This is a genomic window from Blautia sp. AF19-10LB (assembly GCF_003461245.1).
GTDB classification, from domain to species: domain Bacteria; phylum Bacillota; class Clostridia; order Lachnospirales; family Lachnospiraceae; genus Blautia_A; species Blautia_A intestinihominis.
The window spans coordinates 63577-85880 of record NZ_QTWS01000003.1; the positions used below are offsets into that span (position 1 = coordinate 63577).

Below are 22304 nucleotides of genomic sequence, written 5' to 3' on the forward strand. Positions count from 1 at the left end.
GACTGAATAATCGTAGAAGTCATCAGCTCTGAATAAGCAGTTTAGGTTTCCCATGGGAGAACTTCATTCCCAATTCGGGTAAATCATACTATTTTCGTAAAAGAAAGTCAAGAATTTTTATTTTAGCACTGTCCTCTTTTTCCATTCTTAAGATCCTCTACAATCTCATTATAGCGTTTTTTATTTAAACGATAGAAGAACAGTACAATCGCGGTCACAATCCAGAGAATTCCGGGGATTGTTGAAAATGAGTGTTTCATGATACTGATGACAGCAGAATTCTGCGTCTGATTCGCAACATAACCATATTTACCAAGAAGCATTGCAAGCATCGCAGTTCCGATTGCCATTCCGATCTTATTTCCCAGTGAGACAAATGCATACTGGAATCCATCGTTCCGAAGACCCGTTTTCCATTCTCCATATTCCACACAGTCCGGGATGATTGCATAAATTGCAGTATTAAATCCAGAAAAGAAGAATTGTGTCACTCCTGCCAGTGCATAGAAAATGACTGCACTTTCTTTTACATTGAAAAAATACATGCTCAACATGGAAATACCGGTAAGCAGTGCAAAAACAGATGCAGTTCTTCCCTTGTTGTCAAGTTTACGGAATACTGGCTGGAAACATGCTGCTCCAATGATCGACGGGATAATAATGCACATGGAATATGTTGTATAATAAGCTGCATTTCCTTCCACATAAGTAAAATAATAGAGAACATCTGCATTTCTTCCATAAAGAGTAAATCCAAAAAGTACCTGTCCGATCAGTGCAAGTATATATGGCCGGTTCTGCATAACTGCTTTTAGCTGAACTTTAATGGAAATTTTTTCTTTCTCCGGCGTTGTCACGGCTTCCTTTGTTTTTGCAAAGCAGAAGAAATGACATGCTGCAAAAATACATCCATAAATAATCGCTACAAACAGATATCCATTTTTGGTGCTGTGGCTTCCGAGTTTACTGATCAGTGGAACCGTGATGATATTGATGATTCCAATTGCGATCATCGCCGCTACAGAACGGGATGTGTTGATCTTGGCACGCTCATCGATATCCTGTGTCATTGCTCCACAGAGGGTTCCATATGGAATATTTACGCAGGTGTATCCCAGAACCAGCAGACAGTAAGTAATGACCATATATATAATCTTTGCCTTGTCTGACCAGTCCGGATGTGCCCAGAAAGTCAGCATCAGAAGGATTGCTGTGACCGGTGCTGCAACCAGCAGCCACGGTCGGTATCTGCCCCATCTTGTCTTGGTCTTATCAGTCAGTCCTCCGACGATCGGATCGTTGATCGCATCCCAGAATCTTGAAAAAAGCATCAGCGCAGAAACCGCTGTCATACTGATTCCAAAAACATCCGTATAAAAGATCATCAGAAAATTACTCACAAACATCCAGCTGAAATTGCAGCCTACATCTCCAAATCCATACGCAATCTTGCTGATCAACGGCACTTTTCCATCTTTAAATTCTTTTCCCATGGCTTCTCCTGCTTCCTTCGCTTTATTTTTCCTGTACGTTGATAATGACTTTCATTGTTGTTTCACGGTTGTCATCAATGTAGTGATATGCTTCCAGATAATCCTTGAATGCAAATGTTTTGGAGATCAGAGGTCTTAAATGCACTTTGCCTTCATTTACAAGTTTAATACCATCTACATAATCATCGTGGCGATACATCATAGTGCTCTTGATATCCAGCTCATGGTCATTTGCTACAGCCAGATCGATTTCTGCCATTCCTGCAAAAACTGCAACCAGTACGATCACGCTGCCCTTTCTTGCATATTTGATTGCCTGTCCCATTGTGATATTATTTCCGGCACAGTCATAGATCACATCTGCTTTGTCCGGTCCAAAAGCTTCTACCATCACTTCTCCAAAGTCTTTGTTCTTTGTATTGACGCAGACATCAATTCCACATTCCTGTGCTTTTTTGAGACGAAGATCACTGACATCTGTGATCATGACTTTGGCGGCTCCCATTCCTTTGGCAGCCTGTGCCACCAGGTTTCCGATCGGACCTGCTCCAAGGACTGCAATATTCATGCCTTTCACATCGCCCATCTGTTTTACTCCGTGAACTGCAACTGCCAGCGGCTCGATCATTGCACCTTCCTCATAGGACATTTCCTCTGGAAGTGGTGTTACCTTGGATGCATCTACTGCGAAGTATTCGGATGCCGTTCCGGTTGTCTGGAATCCCATAACCTTCAGTTCCTCGCAGAGATTATATTTTCCATGGCGGCATGGATAGCAGTGTCCACAATATACCTGTGGTTCAATGGTGATCTTCTGTCCTTTATGAAATCCTGTTACATTAGCTCCAAGTTCTACGATTTCTCCGGAAACTTCATGTCCCTGTGTAACCGGATATTTCGTAAAAGGATGTTTGCCGTGATATACATGGATATCTGATCCGCAGATTCCGATATTCATGATCTTTACAAGAACCTGATCGTCCTTTACTTCCGGAACCGGAACCTCTCTGAAAATAATTTCTCCTGGTTTTGTCATTACCTGCTGTAACATAATAGTTTCCTCCTTGTTTTCGTTATGTATTATCTTTTATTAAATGTTTTATTAAAGTAATTACATTATTATTCAGAAACTCTCTTTTGTCAAGAGTGTTCTTATCACTTCTCTCTATTGCACAATATTAGAAATCAGTTTTTGTGCAGGTTTCATAGATACACTGTGCATCATCCCACAACAAAAAATCTCTGAGCAAAATCTGCCTTTTGACAGACCTTGTTCAGAGATTTCCGAAAATAAAAGTTCTCAGCTTCTATTCTATATTTTTGATAAAATCCTGTAAAAAATGTTTCGCAGCACCTACTGCGGATGCTTCTCTCTTGTAGGAGCAGTTTCTGAGATACCGGATATCATGATCGAAGCCATTGTATTCCATCACTTTTTCCCCCAGTGGAAGCATATGTTCTGCCAGATATCCACCAACTTCTCCACCAAGGATGATATCCATATCGTATGCCATACGCAGATTTGAGATCAGGACCGCCAGCATATCCAGATATTCGCTCCATTTTTCTTCCGCTGCTTCGTCACCGGATTTTAACTGTTCCATAAACGTTTCCAGAGAATTGATTTCATCTGTAAGTGCACTTGCTGCACAGTAGGCATCCGCACACCCTTTCTTGCCACAATAGCATTTACGTCCTCCCGGAACCAGAATCATATGTCCGAATTCTCCTGCCTTCTGATTTTCTCCCTGAAACAGCTTTCCACCAATACAGAATGCTCCGCCCAGCGTATTGTTCAGTGACAGGTAGATTGCATTTTTATATTTGTTCATATCCTCTGCCATCATTGCCGCATTTGCATCATTTTCGAAATAAACCGGAAGATCAAATGCCTGTTCCAAAAAACTCAGGCTGTAATTTTCCAGCTGCAATGCATGTGATTTTATAAGCAGATGGGCTTTCTGACTGATGATTCCCGGAATTGAAATACCAATTCCAAGAATCCGGTCCTGATACTCTGTGTCCTTCAGAAATTCTGATGTCAGTACAGAAAGATCCTGACAGTAAGATGCATCCGGTGAAAACTTCATACGGACACGCCTGAATTTCACGATTTCATATTTCAGGTTTACAAGTACTATCCCCACATGATTTGCTGTGATCACAATTCCTACAGAATATCTGTAGGACGGATTGATTCCTATGCTTTTTGCCTTGCGTCCACCAGTAGATTCATATTCTCCGGTTTCTATAATGATTCCTTTTGCGATCAGATCATTTATATTTGAAAGAACTGTGGGCATACTCAAGTTCAGATTTTTGGATACTTCTGCCTTGGATGTTATTTGATTGTTGATCACATAATTCAGGATTCTGGATCTTGTGATAGTTTTTTTATCTGTTCCAGCCATTTTTGCCGACCTCTTTTATCAATTATTTTATAAAAGAATCATAACTTTTCTTTTGACATTTGTAAAGCACAAAAATACCACCCGACAAATGTCAGATGGTACCTTATGTATTGTGTTTGAAATTATGATTTTCCCAGCACCTCGTCCAGCGTCGAGAAAAGTACATTTATACTGATCGGCTTCGCAATATGTCCGTCCATACCTGCTTCGAAAGCTCTCTGGCGGTCTTCTTCGAAGGCATTGGCGGTCATGGCGATGATCGGGATGTGGCTTCTTGGATCGTTAAGTGCCCGGATCACTTTGGTTGCCTCGTAACCATCCATGTGCGGCATCTGAATATCCATGAGGATCAGGTCATAGTAATCCTCCGGTTTCGCCTTCAGGGTTTCCACACATTTAACACCGTCTGTTACGTGTTCTGTCTCAAGACCGCTTTCTCCGAGAAGTTCCATCGCAATCTCTGCGTTCAGTTCATTATCCTCTGCCAGCAGGATACGTTTGCCTTTGAAATTCCGGAATATCTGACCGGACTGTTCTTCCTTCCTGGACTGGATCTGCTCTTCTGTCGCTGTCGGGAAGGACAGGACGATGGTTGTCTTGGTCCCCTTTCCGGCTTTACTCGAAACATTGATAGTTCCGCCCATCAGGTCAACCAGTGCTTTGACAATCGGAAGTCCAAGACCTGTACCGGTCACATGACTCTCTGTAGTCGTTCTTTCTCTCGTAAATTCCTCAAAAATATGAGGCAGATACTCCTCACTCATTCCAATTCCGGTATCGGCAACTACGATCCTGAATGAAGTGTGTCCCTCTTTGGAATAGTGGAATTCTGAAATATCAACTACAATACTGCCGCCATCCGGTGTGTACTTGATCGAATTGCTTACGATATTAAGCAGGATCTCTCTTACTTTGGTCCTGTCACAGATCACATACGGATGGTCTGAATTCAGTATACAGGTGTACTTAAGATTTTTCTTATGGAGTTCCGGCTCAAAAACCGCCTGGAGAGAATTCACAAGATCCTTAAAACATCCTACTTCCGGTTTCAGCTCCGCTTCACCACTTTCGATCCGTGCCATCTCAAGCACATAATTGAGCAATGAAAGTAAAAATGAACTCGATGACTTGATCTTGCCAACATACTCCACAACCTTCTCACGATCATCCGCATGTTTCTCCAGAAGGTCTGAGAAACCGATGATCGCATTCATCGGTGTACGGATATCGTGGCTCATATTAAAGAGGAAACGTGTCTTTGCTTCATTCGCGATTCTGGCTTCTTCGGCAGCTTTCTCCAGTTCTTTCTCATGAATATATTCACGATAACGCCGCATCTGAAACTGCATATATCCCTCTGCCAGCAATATCGCAATTGCTACTGCGATCAGTATTGTCAGTGCCTTCTGGATATTGCTGATCCATCCGTTCTCCGGTACAATATCAAAATACCAGGTATCGTTTGGTACAGAGCAGGCAACTTCCATTGAATTTTTCAGTGTTTCATTGTCACTTTCCGCAATGACAACTTTCTTCCCGGTATCTATGTCTTTCTTCCAGATCTGGTAATGGTATCCTGCATTCTCAAGTTTGTTCAGTTCTGTTTCCTGGATAAATTTATTCCAGTCGATGACCAGAATAGAAAATCCCCAGAACTGCTCTTTTCCCGATTCATCCGCTGTGTAAATCGGATCAAAAAGAAGTGCTCCGACTCCTCCCTGTACCAGATCAAATGGTCCTGCGATCGTGTATTCTCCACTGTCTTTCGCAAGGTTGGCTGCTGCTTTTCGCTCGGAATCTCTGAGCATGTCCAGACCGATTGCCTGTTCATTTCCCTCAAGAGGGTATACCTGTGAAACTGCGCCATCCTTTGCAAGCTCACGCGCTGATATCACGTAGTTCTCATCCTGCATCAGTTGAGACAATTCTGAGAACTCTTCGTCCGTGATCTCATGCTTCTCTTCTATGAGCTTTTTCATGAGTTCTGACTCTGACAGGTATTTATTTAACTGTGCTTCTACCTTGCCGACAGTCGTCTCGGCAGTATAGGATGCCTTAAGTTTCTCTCTCTTTTCCTGATTCAGATTCACCAGATAGATACAGCCAATGGTAATTAAAAAAGTAATACAGAAAACAAGGAGTGCCCGGACTCTCATTATTTTGGCATCTTTTTTTGTTTGCATATCTTTCTTCTCATCATTTTCGTAAATTTCTGAGTAAGTAAAAACATTCTCACACAGATTCATTCTTCGCTGCTTTTTATTATAATGGAATCCGGCGTATAAATCCAGTTCTTTCTGGCAAACACGCCAGCAAATACTAATCAGTGAAAGGCTCTTCGATATATATGCAAAAAAACTGACTCGCCAGGAAATCCGACGGGTCAGTTTTTGTATCATCTGCTATTTGAGTTATCTTTTTTGAAAGATCATCCTTCGAACGGAACAACGTCTTTGACGGCATCTGCCAGTGTGATCTCAGCATCATCATTGTCGATGTCGATCAGGTGATAGCGGTCATTTCCCATGCCCATTTCTTTCATGTAGGTAAGCTGGCGAAGTCCATGGCGGGTTGTGATTCTCTCTACCAGTGCTTTGCGGTCATCCTCTCCAAGTGCAAATACCAGGTCGACAGACGCCTGGTCGATTGCAAGGATATCTGTGGATGCAAGAATTCCGATATTCGGTGTAACGACCGGTTCTGCTCCGACACCTTCGCAGTCACAGGAAACAGACATGTTTCTCAGACAGTTGATGTATGCGATCTGTTTACCGAAATGATCTACCGTTGCTTTGGAAGATTCTGTGATGCGCTCCATCAGTTCTTCCTCTGCAATGCTCCACATATTCGAGGAACCTTCTACGGTGTGGATCATTCCTTTGCCGATACGTCCGTCTGCACAGCCGATACCAATGTTCTTGTTGGATCCGCCGAAACCACCCATGGTATGCCCTTTGAAATGTGTCAGGACAAGCATGGAATCATAAATAATTTTATTATAGACCCTGAAATCAGGTTGAGGTCAATATCTTTCTGCAAAAAAGTTAATTTCGGTGTACTTTCACCTTCAGAATTGTGCTTCCCAGTTTTGAGGCTTCTATTGGTTTCGGGATATGTCCGTCCATTCCTGCATTCAGACATTTGCGGACATTTTCCGAGGAAGCCTGTGCTGTCATAGCGAAAATTGGAATCGTTCCTGCATCTTCGCGGTCCAGCCCGCGGATTGCCTTGACTGCCTCGATCCCGTCCATGACCGGCATCATGATATCCATGAGAATGACATCGTAGCCATGTGGTTCCGAAGCTTCAAACTTCTCAAGAGCTTCTTTTCCATTCCATGCCTTGTCAATCTTCGCACCAAGTTCTGTGAGATAAAATTCTGCGATCTCCATATTGATCTCGTTGTCCTCGACCAGCAGGATCTTCATACCTTCGAGATTTTTTGCCCCCGCACAGTTCTGTGACTCGCTTTGTTCTGAAGCATTCTTATCAATTTTGAATAGAAGCTGATATGTGATATCCGTTCCCTCGCCAAGAGTGCTCTCAACCTTGATCGTACCGCCAAGCCGGTCGATCAGTGCTTTTACGATAGACATTCCGAGACCGGTTCCACGGTACTGCGTCCGGGCATCGTTTTCTTCCTGGGTAAAAGGCTTGAACAGCTCATTCTCTATAAATTCCCGGCTCATTCCTATGCCGGAGTCTACGATACGGAACTCATAAAGAGCTGTCTCTCCATCGTCCGAAATTTCTGTCGCATATGTGTCGATCGTTCCGTTTGGCTTGTTATACTTGACGGAATTACTCATAAGATTCAGCATGATCCGGCGAAGCTGCAGAGAACTTCCATACAATGCAGTATGCCTGATAGTTCCTCTGTACTTTCTGTGGACAAGTCCCGTCTGCATGACCTGTGAATCCATCAGTGCTGCCACCTCATTCATCAGTTCAGCAAGGTCAAACGGTTCTTCTTTGATATCAAGTCTGCCTGCTTCCAGTTTGCTCATATCCAGAACATCATTTACCAGTTCCAGAAGATGTCTTGTTGAAAGCTGGATCTTGTCGAGACTGTCATCGACCTTTGTCTCATCCTGACGGTTTTTGTGGATAATGTCGAGCATTCCCATGATTCCGTTGATCGGCGTGCGGATATCGTGGCTCATGCGGTTCATAAATTCTGTCTTGGCACGATTTTCGGAATCAGCCTCCTCGATCGCGATCTTGAGACGTTCGTTTTCTTTTACTTCTTTTTCATGGAATTCTGAAGTGTTTTTGAACAGAATGATGCCATGAACTACTGTACTTTCTTTGTTGGTCTTTGAGTCATATACGGTGTCTCTGGACATCAGAACGGTTTTCTGGAGCCAGACAAGAGCGTTATCATCACTCTTTTCGCGGTATTCCACTGTTACCTGCCTGGAACCCGTCTCAAATCGCTGAAGAAGCTTGGAAGAAGAATCCACGATACGGTAATTTTCCATGGTGTCTTCTGTTATATAGGCTCTGCGCTCGCTGCAATAATCATCGTAAGAACATGGTGTCTGAACCTCAAAAGTAATTTTTTTTGATTTCGTATGATAAAAAGCACTCTCCAGCCTGTCATTCGTCAGGTCTACTGTATAGACAGAATGTGCTGTCTGCAAAAGTGCCTCCGCGTAGTTTCCATTCTCCACGATCGACTGCCGAAGCTGCTCGTAATAACGTGCCAGCCGGTGTTTTTCGTTCGCCTCGTTCTCATTTCGGTTCTGGAAAGTCTCAAATCCCAGGATAAAATGATGCAGTCGTCCATCCTCTGTCCCGTTGAGATACAGAAGCGTCATTCTGCCACGGTACACATTTTCGCCGTACTGATACTGATATGGAAGCTCAAATTTCCCGGAATCTTTTGTCAGATGCTCGCTCAGGTATTCGATCTGAAGCTGAAGACGGAGATCTTTCCTGTTCTCCTCTGTAGAAAGTTCCTGTATGATCTGCTCAACGGCACCGGAGTAACTTCCGTCATCTGCAAGGAAAAATTTCGAACCGGATCTCAGCACATAATACTGATCCAGCAAAGCATCACAGTACATGCAGCTCGAAAATTCATAGCCCTGTGCAGAGATGTTCTCAAGGATCTGAATATTCATCTTCTGCTTCGCTGCCGCTTCTTCCATCTTTGCCCTATTCTTGTCAATGTACATGTTTTTGTCCGCAAAACGGAACAGGTCTCTCATAGTACAGCCGTCGAAATCACTCGACAATGCGTAACCTGCCGCATAACTGATCGGCATTTCCGGATTTTTGCGGGAGTATTCTGCCGCATGATCCCTGATATTCTGAAGACATTCCCGAACACCATTGTGGTCAAGTCCCTTAAGGACAGCTATAAACTCATCACCGCCGTCACGCCCTGCAAAAAATTCCTCCGGGACAGCCTCGCGAAGCTGTATTGCAAAAGAACGGATGTATTCGTCACCTTTGTCATGACCAAGATTATTGTTGATCGTTCGCAGATTATTCAGGTCAAATACGCACATCGCAACCAGTTCATCTGCCGGGATCTGATCTGGAGCATTAAGGATCTCCTCACATTTATTCTTGTTCGGAAGCCCGGTTGCTTCATCGAGGTAGACTTTTTTCTGAAGGATCCTGTTCTGTGCGGCAAAACGGACTGCCTTGACAAGTTCTGTTCCGATGATCAGAACCAGGCCCAGGATATCCGCCAAAACTACTTTTTCCAGTTTATCCAGGGCTGTGGCTTTTTTCTGGGAATAAACTTCCGCGTAGCTGACCGCCTCGTCACAAATCTGGAAAAAATGCTCGCTCTTCGAAATAATATCGGTGTTCTCGTAACCTTTTTCCCTGACAAGGAGAAGTTCACTTCTGAGTTCTTCTTCAAAACACTGTGCAAGCTCGTCCATATTGTTCTGAAAATTCTTATCCGCAAGACGCACAAAATTTAACTTGTCACTTCCATAGCGCAGTCCTTCAATATAGGACGAGATCGTCTCATACATCTTATCCTGCGGCTCCCCGGAAATCTCCAGCTTGACCATACGCTGCGTGCCGCCGCGCACCAGTCCCGCATAGTTAATGACACGGGCCGTTCCCTGGATCTTGCCCACCATAGACATGATCATAAAAAATAATACGATCAGTATCGTCGTAAGGACCATCATTGCAATACGCAAAAAATGCGTCTGTTTTTTCTCTGTTTCTTTCATTAAATATCCGTCCTGTTAAACATCCAAAACATTTTTTAGTATTTGTTATTATTCTATCCGATTCCCTGCTTTTTGGCAACAAAAATGGGACCTGAGTTTCCCCAGATCCCGTGGTGTGTTGCATTTTGTACAATTCATGATATGTGAGTTTTACATAATTTTCATTCTATTTTAATGGTTTTTCATTGCTTTTTGCACAATATCAATTTATAATAAAAAATATCAATTGGAACGTAAAAACTATGACGGAGGGTGTATTTTATGAACGAAGAACTTTTTAACGAGGCGACGAAATCAAATGTTTTGTCAAAGAAACTGATCGATCAGCTTCAGGAAAGCATGAGCTACAGCAGTATTTCTTTTATCAACTGGACAATCGAGGTCCTGACACTGATCAAGAACCGTTTGGAGCGCGGGGACAGAATTACGGATGAAGTCAGTGGAGAGGTTTATACACTGCATTCTTTCCAGGCATTTGTAAAGAAAAATTTCTCCTCTTACATAACCAGCCAGGTCTTCACCGAGAGTACCAAACCAGAGAAGATCTACTTCTCTCTGAAACCATGTGAAGGCGGTTACAGCCTTCTCGCTGCTGATTCCGGTGATAACAAGACTTATGCGTGGATTTCAAGCCTCAGCAAGAGATTTTCTCTCGTGCAGATGATCGCGACTGGTGTTGTTTATGTCAAGGACACACGTACAGATACCTATCAGCCGTTTATCTCTGAGCATGGCAAATACTGCCGTTATGATAAAGAACACGGAATCCTCGTAGAAATCTGATTGATCTCTGCAAGCATTCCGCTATCAATGATTCCATATCTGTTCATCCATATCTCAGTTGGAGCTCCGGCTCTGACTGAGATATTTTGTTACTATAAACAATTTATCTTCCTGTGATCCTTCCGATCCCATAAGAGACCAGAAATACTGCAATATCCACTGCCACGATCGTAGATCCGACCGGCGTTCCTGCCAAAATTGAAATCAGGATTCCGGCAGTTGCACTGATCACAGACATCACCGCCGCACTGATCGTCACAGAGCGGAAAGATTTGAATAATCTCATCGCAGAAAGTGCCGGGAAGATCACCAGTGCTGAGATCAAAAGTGATCCAACCAGATTCATTGCCAGAACAATGATCACTGCGATCACAACCGCGATCAGAAGATTATAGGCATTCGCCCTGGTTCCGGTCGCTTTTGCGAAGTTTTCGTCGAATGTCACTGCAAAGATCTTGTTATAAAATAAGATAAAAATCGCCACAACTACGATAGAGAGGATCGCGCACAGCCATACCTCGCCTTTTGTCAGGGTCAGGATGGAAGTGGAGCCAAACAGCGTACTGCACACATCCCCTGAAATATTCGGGCTTGTAGAAAAAAGATTCATCAGAAGATAACCGATCGCCAGCGCGCCGACGGAGATCATCGCGATCGCCGCATCTCCCTTGATCCTTGTGTTCTGTCCTGCACGAAGAAGCAGGATCGCACAGATCACAGTCACCGGAAGGATGAACAGCATATTGTTGGTGATGTTCAGTACGGACGCAATTGCCATGGCACCAAATGCCACATGGGAAAGTCCGTCACCGATGAAAGAAAATCTCTTCAATACCAGTGTCACGCCCAGAAGGGAGGAGCACAGTGCGATCAGTACACCTACGATCAGTGCGTAACGCACGAACGGATACTGAAAATACATATGAAGTGTCTCAAACATCTTATTCCTCCCCTTCCTGTCCGGTGAATGCTTTGCCCAGACTGCTTTCGAGATATTGTTTCTTGGTACCGAAGAAGCAGTGCTCTCCGATATGCAGGATATGTGTTGCATATTTTACTGCCGCCGCAATGTCGTGCGAGATCATAATGATCGTAATTCCATCTTTCTTATTCAGATCCTTGATAAGCTGATACATCTCTGCGGTCACTCGTGGATCCAGACCGGAGACCGGCTCATCGAGAAGAAGAATCTTCTGTGCTGCACAGAGTGCTCTTGCGAGAAGGACTCTCTGCTGCTGCCCGCCGGAAAGCTCTCTGTAGCAATGATCGGCAAGATCCTGGATCATCATTTTTTCCATTGCTTTCTGCGCAACACGCTTTTCTTCTTTGTTATAAAATGGTCGCAGTCCGCAGCGGCTCTGGCATCCGGACAGAACGATCTCCCGCACTGATGCCGGGAAATCCCTCTGCACCAGGGTCTGCTGTGGGAGATATCCGATCTCGTTTTTCTTAAGTCCGTCTCCCAGTCCGATCGTGCCGCTGATCGGCGGCTGCAGATGGAGAAGTGTTTTCATTAATGTAGATTTACCGGAACCGTTTTCTCCTACGATGCAGAGGTAATCACCTGCGTCGATGGAGAAATTCAGATCTTCCTGGATCGCCCGGTTATCGTATCCAAGTGTAAGATTTTTGCATGTAAGCTGTGCCATTGTTGTCCCTCCTGTCATGGACAGTTTGTCGTATCAGGCAGATGGCTTCTGTCCACCGCCTGCAATTATTATCAGTTCAGTGCTTCCTTCAGAACATCCAGGTTATCTTCTATCACGGAAAGATACGTCACACCGTCAGCGATCTCATCGGATGTGATCGACTGCATGGAGTTCAGTTCCAGTATCTTCTGGTCTTTCGTTTCGGTGTTTTCGATCACGGTCTGCGCGATCCGGTCGTCTGATTTCTCGATGGTCAGCACGGTTTTAAGTCCCAGTTCATCCAGCTTTTCGGCAAGGAATGTCACTGTCTTGAAACTTGCCTCAGACTCTGCAGAGCAGCCGGAAAATGCCGCATAATAATTCAGTCCGTAATCATCCACCAGATAGCGGAATGCAAAGCGGTCTGCAAAGAGAAGTGTGTTCTGTTTCGCGCTGTCCACTGTATTCTGGTATTCTGTATCCAGATTAGAAAGTTTTTCCTGATAAGCCGCTGCGTTGGATGCATAGACATCTTTATTTTCAGGGTCCATCTCTTCAAGTGTCTCCGCGATGATGCCACAGATCACTGACGCATTTCGGAGGGATGTCCAGACATGCTCATCGTATTCCTTCTCATCCTCGTCTTCATGTCCATGGTCACTTTCCTGCATGCCCTCAACGGTTTCTTCTTCCTTGATGGTATCGCCGAGAACTTCCATCAGATTGATTGTCTTCATATCCTTATTCTGAGCCGATTCCAGAGCATCCTCGATCCACTGGTCGGACTCGCCGCCCACGTAGATCAGAAGGTCGCAGCTTGATACTTTCATGATATCCTTCACTGCCGGCTGGAAACTGTGAAGGTCTGTTCCATTATCAAGAAGCATGGTCAGGTCGACATCCGCCTCCCGGTCTCCAAGAACTGCCCGTGTCCAGTCGTATTCCGGAAAAATGGTGGTCACGATCTTTAATATTTTGCCTGAGTCCTCTGTTGTTCCTGCTTCCGCTGTACGCACTCCCGCCAGAGGAATGCTGATACTTAAAACTCCCAGCAGGATCGCCAACGAGCTCATAATCCATTTTTTCATTGGTCTGCTCCTTTTCTTCTATAATTATTATCTGCTTATTTTCCTTTGATATGAACTGCTTCGGATTTCCGGCAGTCCTCGCAGATTCCGTAAAAAACTGTCCTGCACGGATCCATCTGGAATCCGTGGCTCTCCATCAGATGCTGTTCCAGTTTAACCACATCCTCACAGTGAAGATGGATCAGTTTTCCACATTTCTCACATTTGCAGTGGAAACAGGATGTCTTGTGGCAGTGTTCCTCTGCTCCGAGATATTCAAAACAGGCACTGCTCGTCCCGTCCACATTGTATTTGGCGACCAGCCCCTGCTCCACCATCTTCTCCAGATTGCGGTAAACTGTCGTTGTTCCGATCGTAATTCCCTGTTCTTTAAAATGCAGACAGACATCTGCGACCGTCACATGTGTTCCCTCCACGGTCCTAAGATATGATAAAAGCTGTGCCATCTGCTTTGTCTGATAAGGTGCTTTACTTCCCATAATATCTTCCTTCCGCCGGAATGCCCGGCAAACAAATCTATATCTGATATTTTTATACAAATTGAAAACCGTTTTCATATTATAGCACATTCTGATGATGTGTCAATATGAAAACGGTTTTCATTTTTATTTTTTCTTATTTCGCAAACAAAAAACTCCCGCCCGGCACGCGAGGTGTTATCCACCTCGCCGTGTCAGACGAGAGTCTGTTTTCCACACTATTGATCAATCTTCCACTTTTTTCATCTCGCGGACGATCTTACGAAGTTTGAGGATCATGGACGGAGCTACGGAAAGCTCGTCTACGCCCATGCGTACAAACTGCTCGGTAAGGGTTGCATCTGCACCAAGTTCGCCGCAGATTCCTGCCCATTTGCCGCATTTGTGTGCGTTGTCTACGACCATCTGGATCATGCGGAGGATTGCTTCGTGATGAGGATTATAGAAGTCATCCAGTTTCGCATTCTGACGGTCAAGAGCAAGGGTGTACTGGGTCAGGTCGTTGGTTCCGATACTGAAGAAGTCAACCATCTCAGCAAGCTTGTCGCTGATGATCGCTGCTGCAGGAGTCTCGATCATGATTCCCTGTTCAGGAAGTTTGTACTGGATCTCCTGCTCTTTGAGCTCTGCTTCTACTTCTGCTACGATCTCATAGATCTTCTTTACTTCCTCTGTGGAAGTGATCATCGGATACATGATGGAAAGATTTCCATAAACAGCGGCACGGAGAAGTGCACGGAGCTGTGTCTTAAAGATATCCGGCTGTGTCAGGCAGATACGGATCGCACGATATCCCAGAGCCGGGTTATCTTCGTTTCCGAGGTTGAAATAATCTACCTGTTTGTCAGCACCGATATCAAGGGTACGGATGATAACTTTCTTGCCAGCCATCATCTGTACTGCCTGCTTGTAAGCCTGGAACTGCTCTTCCTCTGTCGGGAAGTCGTTTCTTCCAAGATAAAGGAATTCGCTTCGGAAAAGACCGATTCCGCCGGCATCATTCTCGAGGACATAACCGATGTCACCAACACTTCCGATGTTCGCATAGATGTTGATCTTGTGTCCATCTAAGGTTACATTTTCTTTGCCTTTTAATTCCTGAAGAAGTCTGAGTTTCTCTGCTTCTTCTTCCATTCTCTTCTCAGTCTGTGCTTTGATCTCCTCGTCCGGATCAAAGGTAACGGTTCCTTCGAAGCCATCTACGACTACTGTCATACCGGTCTTAAGTTCATCAAGATCCATCGGAACACCGATCAGAGCCGGAATGTTCATCATACGGGCAAGGATCGCTGTATGAGAGTTGGTAGAACCATGAACAGTCACAAATGCAAGAATCTTATCCTTGTCCATCTGAACAGTTTCACTTGGGCTTAAGTCATCAGCTACGATCACAGACGGATCGATAGAGCTTAAATCTGTGTCCTCCTGTCCGCTTAAGTTACGTACAAGACGCTCGGAGATATCCTTGATATCTGCGGAACGCGCTTTCATGTAATCGTCATCCATAGATGCGAACATCTCTGCAAAATTGTCACCGGTTGTTGCTACGGCATACTCTGCATTGACCTGCTCTGTGCAGATGGTATTCTGGATCGCTTCCAGATAATCATCATCTTCAAGCATCATCTGATGTACTTCAAAAATGGCTGCGCTGGCCTCACCAACTTCTTTGACTGCCTTGTCATATAATTTCTGGAGCTGCTCTTTGGATTTCTCCAGTGCAGCATCCACACGCTTCACTTCTGCTTCCGGGTCTTCGATCCTGGTTCTTTTGACCTGATAATCATCTTTCTTGAGAACCACGATCGGTCCCATAGCTATTCCTTTATAAACAGATTTTCCCTGAAAACACTGCATCCTTACTTCCTCCTGCATTACTGTTATGTTACACCCATTCCAGGTTTTGGATCGGACTGATTACAGATTTGCTTCGAAGAATTCTTTGAGGCCTGCAATTGCAGCGTCTTCGTCAGCACCTTCAGCTGTTACAGTTACAGTTTCGCCCTGTTTTACACCGAGGGACATCAGCATCATAAGCTGTGTAAGTTTCTTTGTTTTGCCGTCTTTTGTGATTGTGCACTCGGACTCATACTTCTTTGCTTCTTTTACAAGAAGTCCTGCCGGTCTTGCGTGGATTCCCAGTTCGTCTTTGATTGTGTACTCGAATGTTTTCATGTTGTTTTTCTCCTCTTCTTTATATATTTTTATTAATAAACATTTTTATTCGGTCTCACTGTCCAGCATGCGCTCCAGATGCATTGCCAGGTAGCCGATCTCGATATCCGGCATCGGCAGTCCCAGACGCTTCTCCATCTCATGACAGATCCTCTCGGCTGCATCAAATGCCTCCGGGAACTTCACGGACATATATTCGTTCAGATTCATCTTGAGTTTCTCACCGTGAATCGTTCTTGCCACCATGTAACGTACATGGTTCATCAGACGGTTATATGCCAGTGACATCACATCGATGGAATTGCCTGTTTCTTTCTCAACAAGAGAAATACATTCCCGGACAGTCCGGGCGATCTCCATGGCCTGTGAAACCTTTTCATCTACAATGGCTGAGTGAACATGAAGGGCGATATAACCCGTCTCATGTTCATCAAGCTCTATCTGAAGTTTTTGCTTCAGAAGAGGTGCTATACAGCCAGCCACCTTGTATTCCTTGTAAAACAGGATACGGATGTCTTCCGTGAGAGGATTGCTGATCTGCTCTCCCTTCTGGATACGCCGGATCGCAAAATCAAGATGATCTGCCATCGGAAAAAGGATCGAACGGTCAACCTTGCCGAATTCCTTCTCTGCTTCTCTGAGCACTTCATTCGCAAGTTCCAGACATACCGGAGAAACTGAATTAATGATCTCTCTGGCATCCCCGCGCTCTGTCAGTTCTTTGAGTGAGTAGACTCTGGTATCCTGTGGCACTTCGATCGTCTGTCCCACTTTCTTGCCAAAAGCAACTCCCTTGCCCATGATCAGGCATTCCTGATTTGAATTTCCTTCAAGTCCGATAAAAGAATTGTGATTTAATAATTTTGCTATCCTGTACTTCATCCGTCTCTTCCCCATCCAGGGTCGTTCTTACTGAAGAACCTCGATCTCAAAGAGCGGTTCTCCGGCTTTGATCTGACCCTCCTGCAGCAGATGGATTCTCTGATTATCCTCCAGTTCTGTACAAAGAACCGGTGATGTGATAGAAGGTGCATTCGCTTTCAGGTATTCCAGATCCAGCTTGAGCATCGGATCACCCTTCTTGACTGTCTGACCGCTTTCTACCAGTGCTTCAAATCCCTCGCCGTTCAGTTTTACAGTATCGATTCCCACATGGATCAGCAGACTGATTCCTGAGTCTGTCACGAATCCAATGGCATGTTTTGTGTCAAAAACAAATGCAACTTCGCCGTCTTCCGGAGCACGTACAAACGGATCTTCCGGTGTTACAACGGCACCATCGCCCATCATTTTCTGAGCAAAAGCCTCATCCGGTGCAGTAGCAAGATCTGCTGCCAGTCCTGTGATCGGGCTGGAGATCACGATTCTCTCTACGACCTTCTGTTCTTTTGCTTCCTGCGTCTTGTCTGCTGTTTCCTGAACGCTCTCTGTAGTTTCTGCTTCCGCATAAGTATCCGGTGCAGTTTCCAGATAGTCTTCAAGGTTTGACTTAATTACTGTTACGTTTGGCCCATAGATGACCTGAACGCCCTGTCCTTTGTGTACCACGCCTGATGCTCCTGTTGCCTTGAGGATTCCGTCGTTTACTCTGGAAGCATCTTTGACTGTACAACGAAGTCTGGTTGCACAGCAGTCGACATCACTGATATTTTTCTTACCGCCAAGACCTCTTGTGATTGCTTCGCTGACAGCGTCTTCAGAAGCTGCTGCTCCTGCCTGTCCTGCTTCTCTGCGGGCATTTACATCGGCCTTTGTGTAAAGTTTTGTTTCTGTGTCATCATCTTCACGACCAGGAGTCTTGAAGTTGAACTTCTTGATCATGAATTTGAAAATAAAATAATATAAGAAGAAATAAATAATACCAACCGGGATTACTCTCATCCAGCTTGTCTTGGCATTTCCCTGAAGGATACCAAACAGGAAGAAGTCGAGCAGTCCGCCTGAGAATGTAAGTCCTACCGCAATGTTCAGTATATGTGCGATCATATATGCAGTTCCGGCAAGAACTACCTGTACTGCAAACAGTGCCGGAGCAACAAACAGGAAGGAGAATTCCAGAGGCTCGGTGATACCTGTTGCCATACATGCAAGTGCCGCGGAAAGAAGAAGACCGCCGGCAGCTTTTTTCTTCTCAGGTTTTGCACACTGATACATAGCCAGAGCTGCTCCCGGGAGACCAAAGATCATAAAGATAAACTCACCAGAGAAATACCTGGTTGCATCTGCGCTGAAATGTGCAATATTTGCAGAATCAGCAAGCTGTGCAAAGAAAATATTCTGTCCACCCTGAACCATCTGTCCGGCAACTTCCATCGTACCGCCTACGGCTGTCTGCCAGAAAGGCATGTAGAATACATGGTGCAGACCAAATGGGATCAGCGCTCTCTTAATAAGTCCAAAGATCAGAGTTCCTACATATCCGGAACCTGTTACCAGTCCGCCCAGTGCGTAAATTCCGTTCTGGACAACCGGCCATACAAAGTAAAGAAGAATTCCCACAAACATATATACAATTGTGGAAATGATCGGTACAAATCTTGTGCCTCCGAAGAATGACAGTGCATTCGGAAGCTGAATCCTGTAAAACTTATTGTGGAGTGCTGCCACACCAAGTCCTACGATAATACCGCCAAACACACCCATCTGTAAGGACTGGATGCCACATACAGAAGTGATGGTTCCCTCCAGTACAGACTCAGCGATCTCACCATTGTCAAGAATCTGTCCTGTGATAGTCAGCATTGCGTTGATCGCTGTATTCATTACGAAATACGCGATAACTGCTGATAAAGCGGATACTTCTTTTTCTTTTTTTGCCATACCGATCGCAACACCTACAGCAAAGATCAAGGGGAGGTTATCAAATACTGCACTTCCTACCTTGTTCATGATCATCAGGAGGGCGTTCAGAATCGTTCCCTCACCGAGAATACTTGTCAGGTGATACGTTTCGATCGTGGTTGCATTGGTAAATGAGCTTCCGATTCCGAGAAGAAGACCGGCTACCGGAAGGATTGCGATCGGGAGCATAAAGCTTCGTCCCACTCGCTGCAGAACACTGAAAATCTTGTCCTTCATTTCACATACTCCTTTTTCCTGTGCCTTTGGCACATCCCTAAATTTATTGTTAAGAAGTGAGTATGTGTATTATGTAGGTGTTTTTATACAAAAAAAAGGCACTAATACACATAAACACTCCTTGTTATGTATAGTTAATGCCTCCTAAATCGAGTTACACACTACAACCAAACAAAATATAACATGGTCATAAACGCTTTGTCAAGCTACTCTTTTTATTATTTTTTAATTTTATCTGAGGAAGGCGAAAGGCTCCTCGTCCTTCAGAAAATGCATCAGCATGTAAGCACACATGATGGCAACATTTTCTTCCTTAAGGATCCTTCTGACCTCGTCGCGGTCAGCGAGAACGACCTCGATCTCCTCAGTGTCCTCCTGGGCTGCCTTGCTGATCTCGCCGCTGGCATAGCCATAAACGGTTGCACAGGATTCGTCTGTCATGCCAATCGTGGTAAAGTATGGCTTCTCATATGCCGAATCTACCTTGAGCGGTTCGAGCTTCAGACCTGTCTCCTCATACATCTCGCGGACAGCACCCTCGTGAAACTCCTCGTTCGGCTCTACAAGCCCTGCCGGGAATTCATAGATGTAACCGCCCAGCGCATAGCGGTACTGGCGGATCAGAACAACCTTATCCTTCTTCTCGCCGTAAACACTGTAAATGATCACTCCGTCCGGATCATTGCGTCCGGTCTTCATCTTGAGGGATGGAATGTCCTTTGCTCTGGATGCCACGTAATAAGATACCGGTGTATTATGTACGCTGGTCGCATCTACATGGTAGAGATTGACGAAACGGTTGTCTGTAAGTTTTTGTACATCATGAATTTTTCCCATATTATAGAGAACCTTCTTTCCTGCACGAATCTACCGTGCAATATTATACTGTGTGTTCTCCGGTGTGAATGAATCAGTCACCCTTGAGAACTACGCGGATTCGTTTGTAAATAAAGAACACGATCACTGACATCAGGATATATTTGAATAAGTTAAATGGAACAATGATCAGTGCAACGAAACCAAGAAGACTGTTTACGGAATGATTTACTGCTGCTCCCATTTCGATGAAAGCTTCGATTGGCATACCAAATGCTTTACCATATGCCGGAAGAAGAACAAATGCATTCATCAGGCAGGCTGCTGCTGTTGTCAGTACTGTACCTGCTGCCATTCCCATAACTGCATGCTTACGGCTCTTTACATTGTGGAGTCTGTAGATCAGTCCTGCCGGTACTACAAATGTACATCCAAAAAGGAAGTTTGCAAAATCACCAACACCTGCTGTTACAGTTCCCATTGTCACCAGATGCACCAGAATCTTGACAAGCTCGATAAAAATACCTGCTACCGGTCCCATCGCAAAAGCTCCTACCAGTACCGGGATTTCTGAGAAATCCAGCTGATAGAAAGACGGCGCCAGGAACGGAATTGGAAATTCAAAATTCATTAAGATTCCGGCAAGAGCTCCCAGCATTGCAATCTGTGTGATCGTCCGGGTACGGCTCCTCTGCATTACATTTCCATTTCTTAAAACCTGTTCACTCATACTTCTCTCTCCTTTGAATTATCTTTTTTTAAAAGAAAATTCTACGCTATGCTGTGGCAAACGACTCTTATTTGTAAAAAGAAATCGATTTTGCAGCATAAAAAATCCCCGGAATCATCTTCCCGGGGTACTGAGCACGTATGAATTATTCGTGTTCTTCTCTCATCCAGACTTTACTGTCGGTTCCGGAATTCTGGCTCTCTGTAAGCCAGTCACCAGATCAGCCGCATTACGCGGGTCGCGGACTATACCGCCGGTAGGGAATTCCGATCTTCTGTAAATCAGTCACCCTGCCCCGAAGAATTTTCTTTTATCTGAGAGATATTATACAACTAACTTTCTTACAATGCAATAGAAAATAATAAAGACACTGACAATTTTGAAAAACATTTTCAAAAATATATCAGTGTCTCTATGAATTTAATACTATATTCTTATCGTTCTTCGCGGAAATACGGAAGTCCCAGTGCAGCCGGCGGCTGATGCTCTTTCTTCTTTCGGAAGCTTGTGAATACCAGAACGATGATGGTTACGACATATGGAAGAGCCTTGAATACTTCCTGCATGCTTCTTCCGAGTCCCGGAATATACAGGTACAGGATGTAAAGTGCCCCAAAGAGGAATGCTCCCCAGATCGCATTGAGCGGTTTCCACAGCGCAAAAATAACCAGTGCGACTGCAAGCCATCCACGGTCACCAAAGCCGTTATCTGTCCAGGTTCCGCCGGAGTATTCCATTACGAAATACAGACCGCCAAGTCCTGCCAGGCCTGCACCGATACAGGTTGACAGATATTTGTATTTGATAACGTTGATACCGGCTGCATCTGCAGTTCCCGGGTTCTCACCGATCGCACGGAGGTTCAGTCCCATTCTCGTTTTAAATAAGAAGAATGACAGTGCGATCGCTGCGATCACACAGAGATAAGTCATAAATCCGTAGTTAAATAAGATCGGTCCGATTACAGGGATCTTGGATAAGCCAGGGATTTTTGCCGTATAGGCACTTCCTGTTACCTTAACAGAAATCTGTCCGACACCACCGGCAAGTTTGGAGATGGAACCACCAAAGAAGTTACCAAATCCAGTACCAAAGATGGTAAGGGCAAGACCTGTTACGTTCTGGTTTACACGAAGTGTGATCGTCAGGATACTGTAGATCAGTCCACCGATCATTGCACATGCAAATGCACATACAAACGATATCAGAACTCCGACAAAAGCATTCGGGTTCGGATTGTCTTTTTCATAAAGGAAGGCTCCCATCAGTCCGGCGATACCTCCCATGTACATGATTCCCGGGATACCAAGGTTCAGGTTACCGGATTTTTCCGTCATGATCTCTCCAAGCGCACCATACAGAATACAGATGCCCTGGACAATTGCTTTTTGAATAAAAATGGTCAGTACACTCATTGCAT

General features: G+C 44.7%; 18 protein-coding genes and 2 riboswitches. Of the genes, 1 reads left to right on the top strand and 17 read right to left on the bottom strand.

Translation table 11 applies throughout. The features are described 5' to 3' along the window. Nucleotides 1–6 precede the first annotated feature (6 nt). A riboswitch (Fluoride riboswitch) is annotated at nt 7–80 on the bottom strand. Between the two features lie 42 nt (nt 81–122). From DWX28_RS03145 to DWX28_RS03170, 6 genes are all read right to left on the bottom strand, one after another. Further along, on the bottom strand, nt 123–1493 hold the full coding sequence (locus DWX28_RS03145; protein ID WP_022213803.1) for an MFS transporter: 1371 nt from the start codon (nt 1491–1493) through the stop codon (nt 123–125). Between the two features lie 22 nt (nt 1494–1515). Continuing rightward, nucleotides 1516–2544, bottom strand: a complete 1029-nt coding sequence (locus tag DWX28_RS03150; RefSeq protein ID WP_118251825.1) for a zinc-dependent alcohol dehydrogenase — start codon at nt 2542–2544, stop codon at nt 1516–1518. Nucleotides 2545–2800: 256 nt separating this feature from the next. Further along, complete coding sequence (locus DWX28_RS03155) at nt 2801–3904, bottom strand: ROK family transcriptional regulator (RefSeq protein WP_118251826.1); 1104 nt, start codon at nt 3902–3904, stop codon at nt 2801–2803. Between the two features lie 122 nt (nt 3905–4026). Then, on the bottom strand, nt 4027–6087 hold the full coding sequence (locus DWX28_RS03160; protein ID WP_118251877.1) for an ATP-binding protein: 2061 nt from the start codon (nt 6085–6087) through the stop codon (nt 4027–4029). Between the two features lie 245 nt (nt 6088–6332). Continuing rightward, on the bottom strand, nt 6333–6881 hold the full coding sequence (locus DWX28_RS03165; protein ID WP_118251827.1) for a DUF362 domain-containing protein: 549 nt from the start codon (nt 6879–6881) through the stop codon (nt 6333–6335). A 67-nt stretch (nt 6882–6948) separates the two neighbouring features. After that, nucleotides 6949–10107, bottom strand: a complete 3159-nt coding sequence (locus DWX28_RS03170) for a response regulator (protein WP_118251828.1) — start codon at nt 10105–10107, stop codon at nt 6949–6951. A 261-nt stretch (nt 10108–10368) separates the two neighbouring features. Between DWX28_RS03170 and DWX28_RS03175 the strand changes: the two genes are divergently transcribed. Further along, the gene (locus DWX28_RS03175; protein WP_022214017.1) at nt 10369–10890 is read left to right on the top strand and encodes a hypothetical protein; all 522 of its coding nucleotides are present in this window, start codon (nt 10369–10371) and stop codon (nt 10888–10890) included. Between the two features lie 103 nt (nt 10891–10993). Here DWX28_RS03175 and DWX28_RS03180 read toward each other — a convergent pair whose 3' ends face one another. From DWX28_RS03180 to DWX28_RS03230, 11 genes are all read right to left on the bottom strand, one after another. Further along, nucleotides 10994–11830, bottom strand: coding sequence for a metal ABC transporter permease (locus tag DWX28_RS03180; RefSeq protein ID WP_118251829.1), 837 nt, complete (start codon nt 11828–11830; stop codon nt 10994–10996). A 1-nt stretch (nt 11831) separates the two neighbouring features. Next, the gene (locus tag DWX28_RS03185; protein WP_118251830.1) at nt 11832–12539 is read right to left on the bottom strand and encodes a metal ABC transporter ATP-binding protein; all 708 of its coding nucleotides are present in this window, start codon (nt 12537–12539) and stop codon (nt 11832–11834) included. Nucleotides 12540–12610: 71 nt separating this feature from the next. Continuing rightward, a complete protein-coding gene (locus DWX28_RS03190; protein WP_118251831.1) occupies nt 12611–13606 on the bottom strand; it encodes a metal ABC transporter substrate-binding protein in 996 nt (331 codons plus the stop codon). Nucleotides 13607–13641: 35 nt separating this feature from the next. Beyond that, nucleotides 13642–14085 (bottom strand): Fur family transcriptional regulator, encoded by a 444-nt coding sequence (locus DWX28_RS03195; protein WP_118251832.1) that lies wholly within the window; start codon nt 14083–14085, stop codon nt 13642–13644. Between the two features lie 225 nt (nt 14086–14310). Further along, on the bottom strand, nt 14311–15942 hold the full coding sequence (ptsP, locus tag DWX28_RS03200; protein WP_118251833.1) for a phosphoenolpyruvate--protein phosphotransferase: 1632 nt from the start codon (nt 15940–15942) through the stop codon (nt 14311–14313). A 60-nt stretch (nt 15943–16002) separates the two neighbouring features. Beyond that, the gene (locus DWX28_RS03205) at nt 16003–16260 is read right to left on the bottom strand and encodes an HPr family phosphocarrier protein (RefSeq protein WP_022214023.1); all 258 of its coding nucleotides are present in this window, start codon (nt 16258–16260) and stop codon (nt 16003–16005) included. 45 nt (nt 16261–16305) lie between these two features. Continuing rightward, nucleotides 16306–17142: a PRD domain-containing protein gene (locus tag DWX28_RS03210; protein WP_022214024.1), complete on the bottom strand. Its 837-nt coding sequence runs from the start codon at nt 17140–17142 to the stop codon at nt 16306–16308. Between the two features lie 27 nt (nt 17143–17169). Beyond that, nucleotides 17170–19338, bottom strand: a complete 2169-nt coding sequence (locus DWX28_RS03215) for a PTS transporter subunit IIABC (RefSeq protein WP_118251834.1) — start codon at nt 19336–19338, stop codon at nt 17170–17172. Nucleotides 19339–19569: 231 nt separating this feature from the next. After that, a complete protein-coding gene (locus DWX28_RS03220) occupies nt 19570–20175 on the bottom strand; it encodes an NUDIX hydrolase (RefSeq protein WP_118251835.1) in 606 nt (201 codons plus the stop codon). Nucleotides 20176–20248: 73 nt separating this feature from the next. Beyond that, nucleotides 20249–20884, bottom strand: a complete 636-nt coding sequence (locus DWX28_RS03225) for an ECF transporter S component (protein WP_118251836.1) — start codon at nt 20882–20884, stop codon at nt 20249–20251. 150 nt (nt 20885–21034) lie between these two features. Continuing rightward, nucleotides 21035–21191, bottom strand: a riboswitch (FMN riboswitch). 127 nt (nt 21192–21318) lie between these two features. Continuing rightward, the gene (locus tag DWX28_RS03230; RefSeq protein ID WP_022214028.1) at nt 21319–22299 is read right to left on the bottom strand and encodes an ABC transporter permease; all 981 of its coding nucleotides are present in this window, start codon (nt 22297–22299) and stop codon (nt 21319–21321) included. Nucleotides 22300–22304 lie beyond the last annotated feature (5 nt).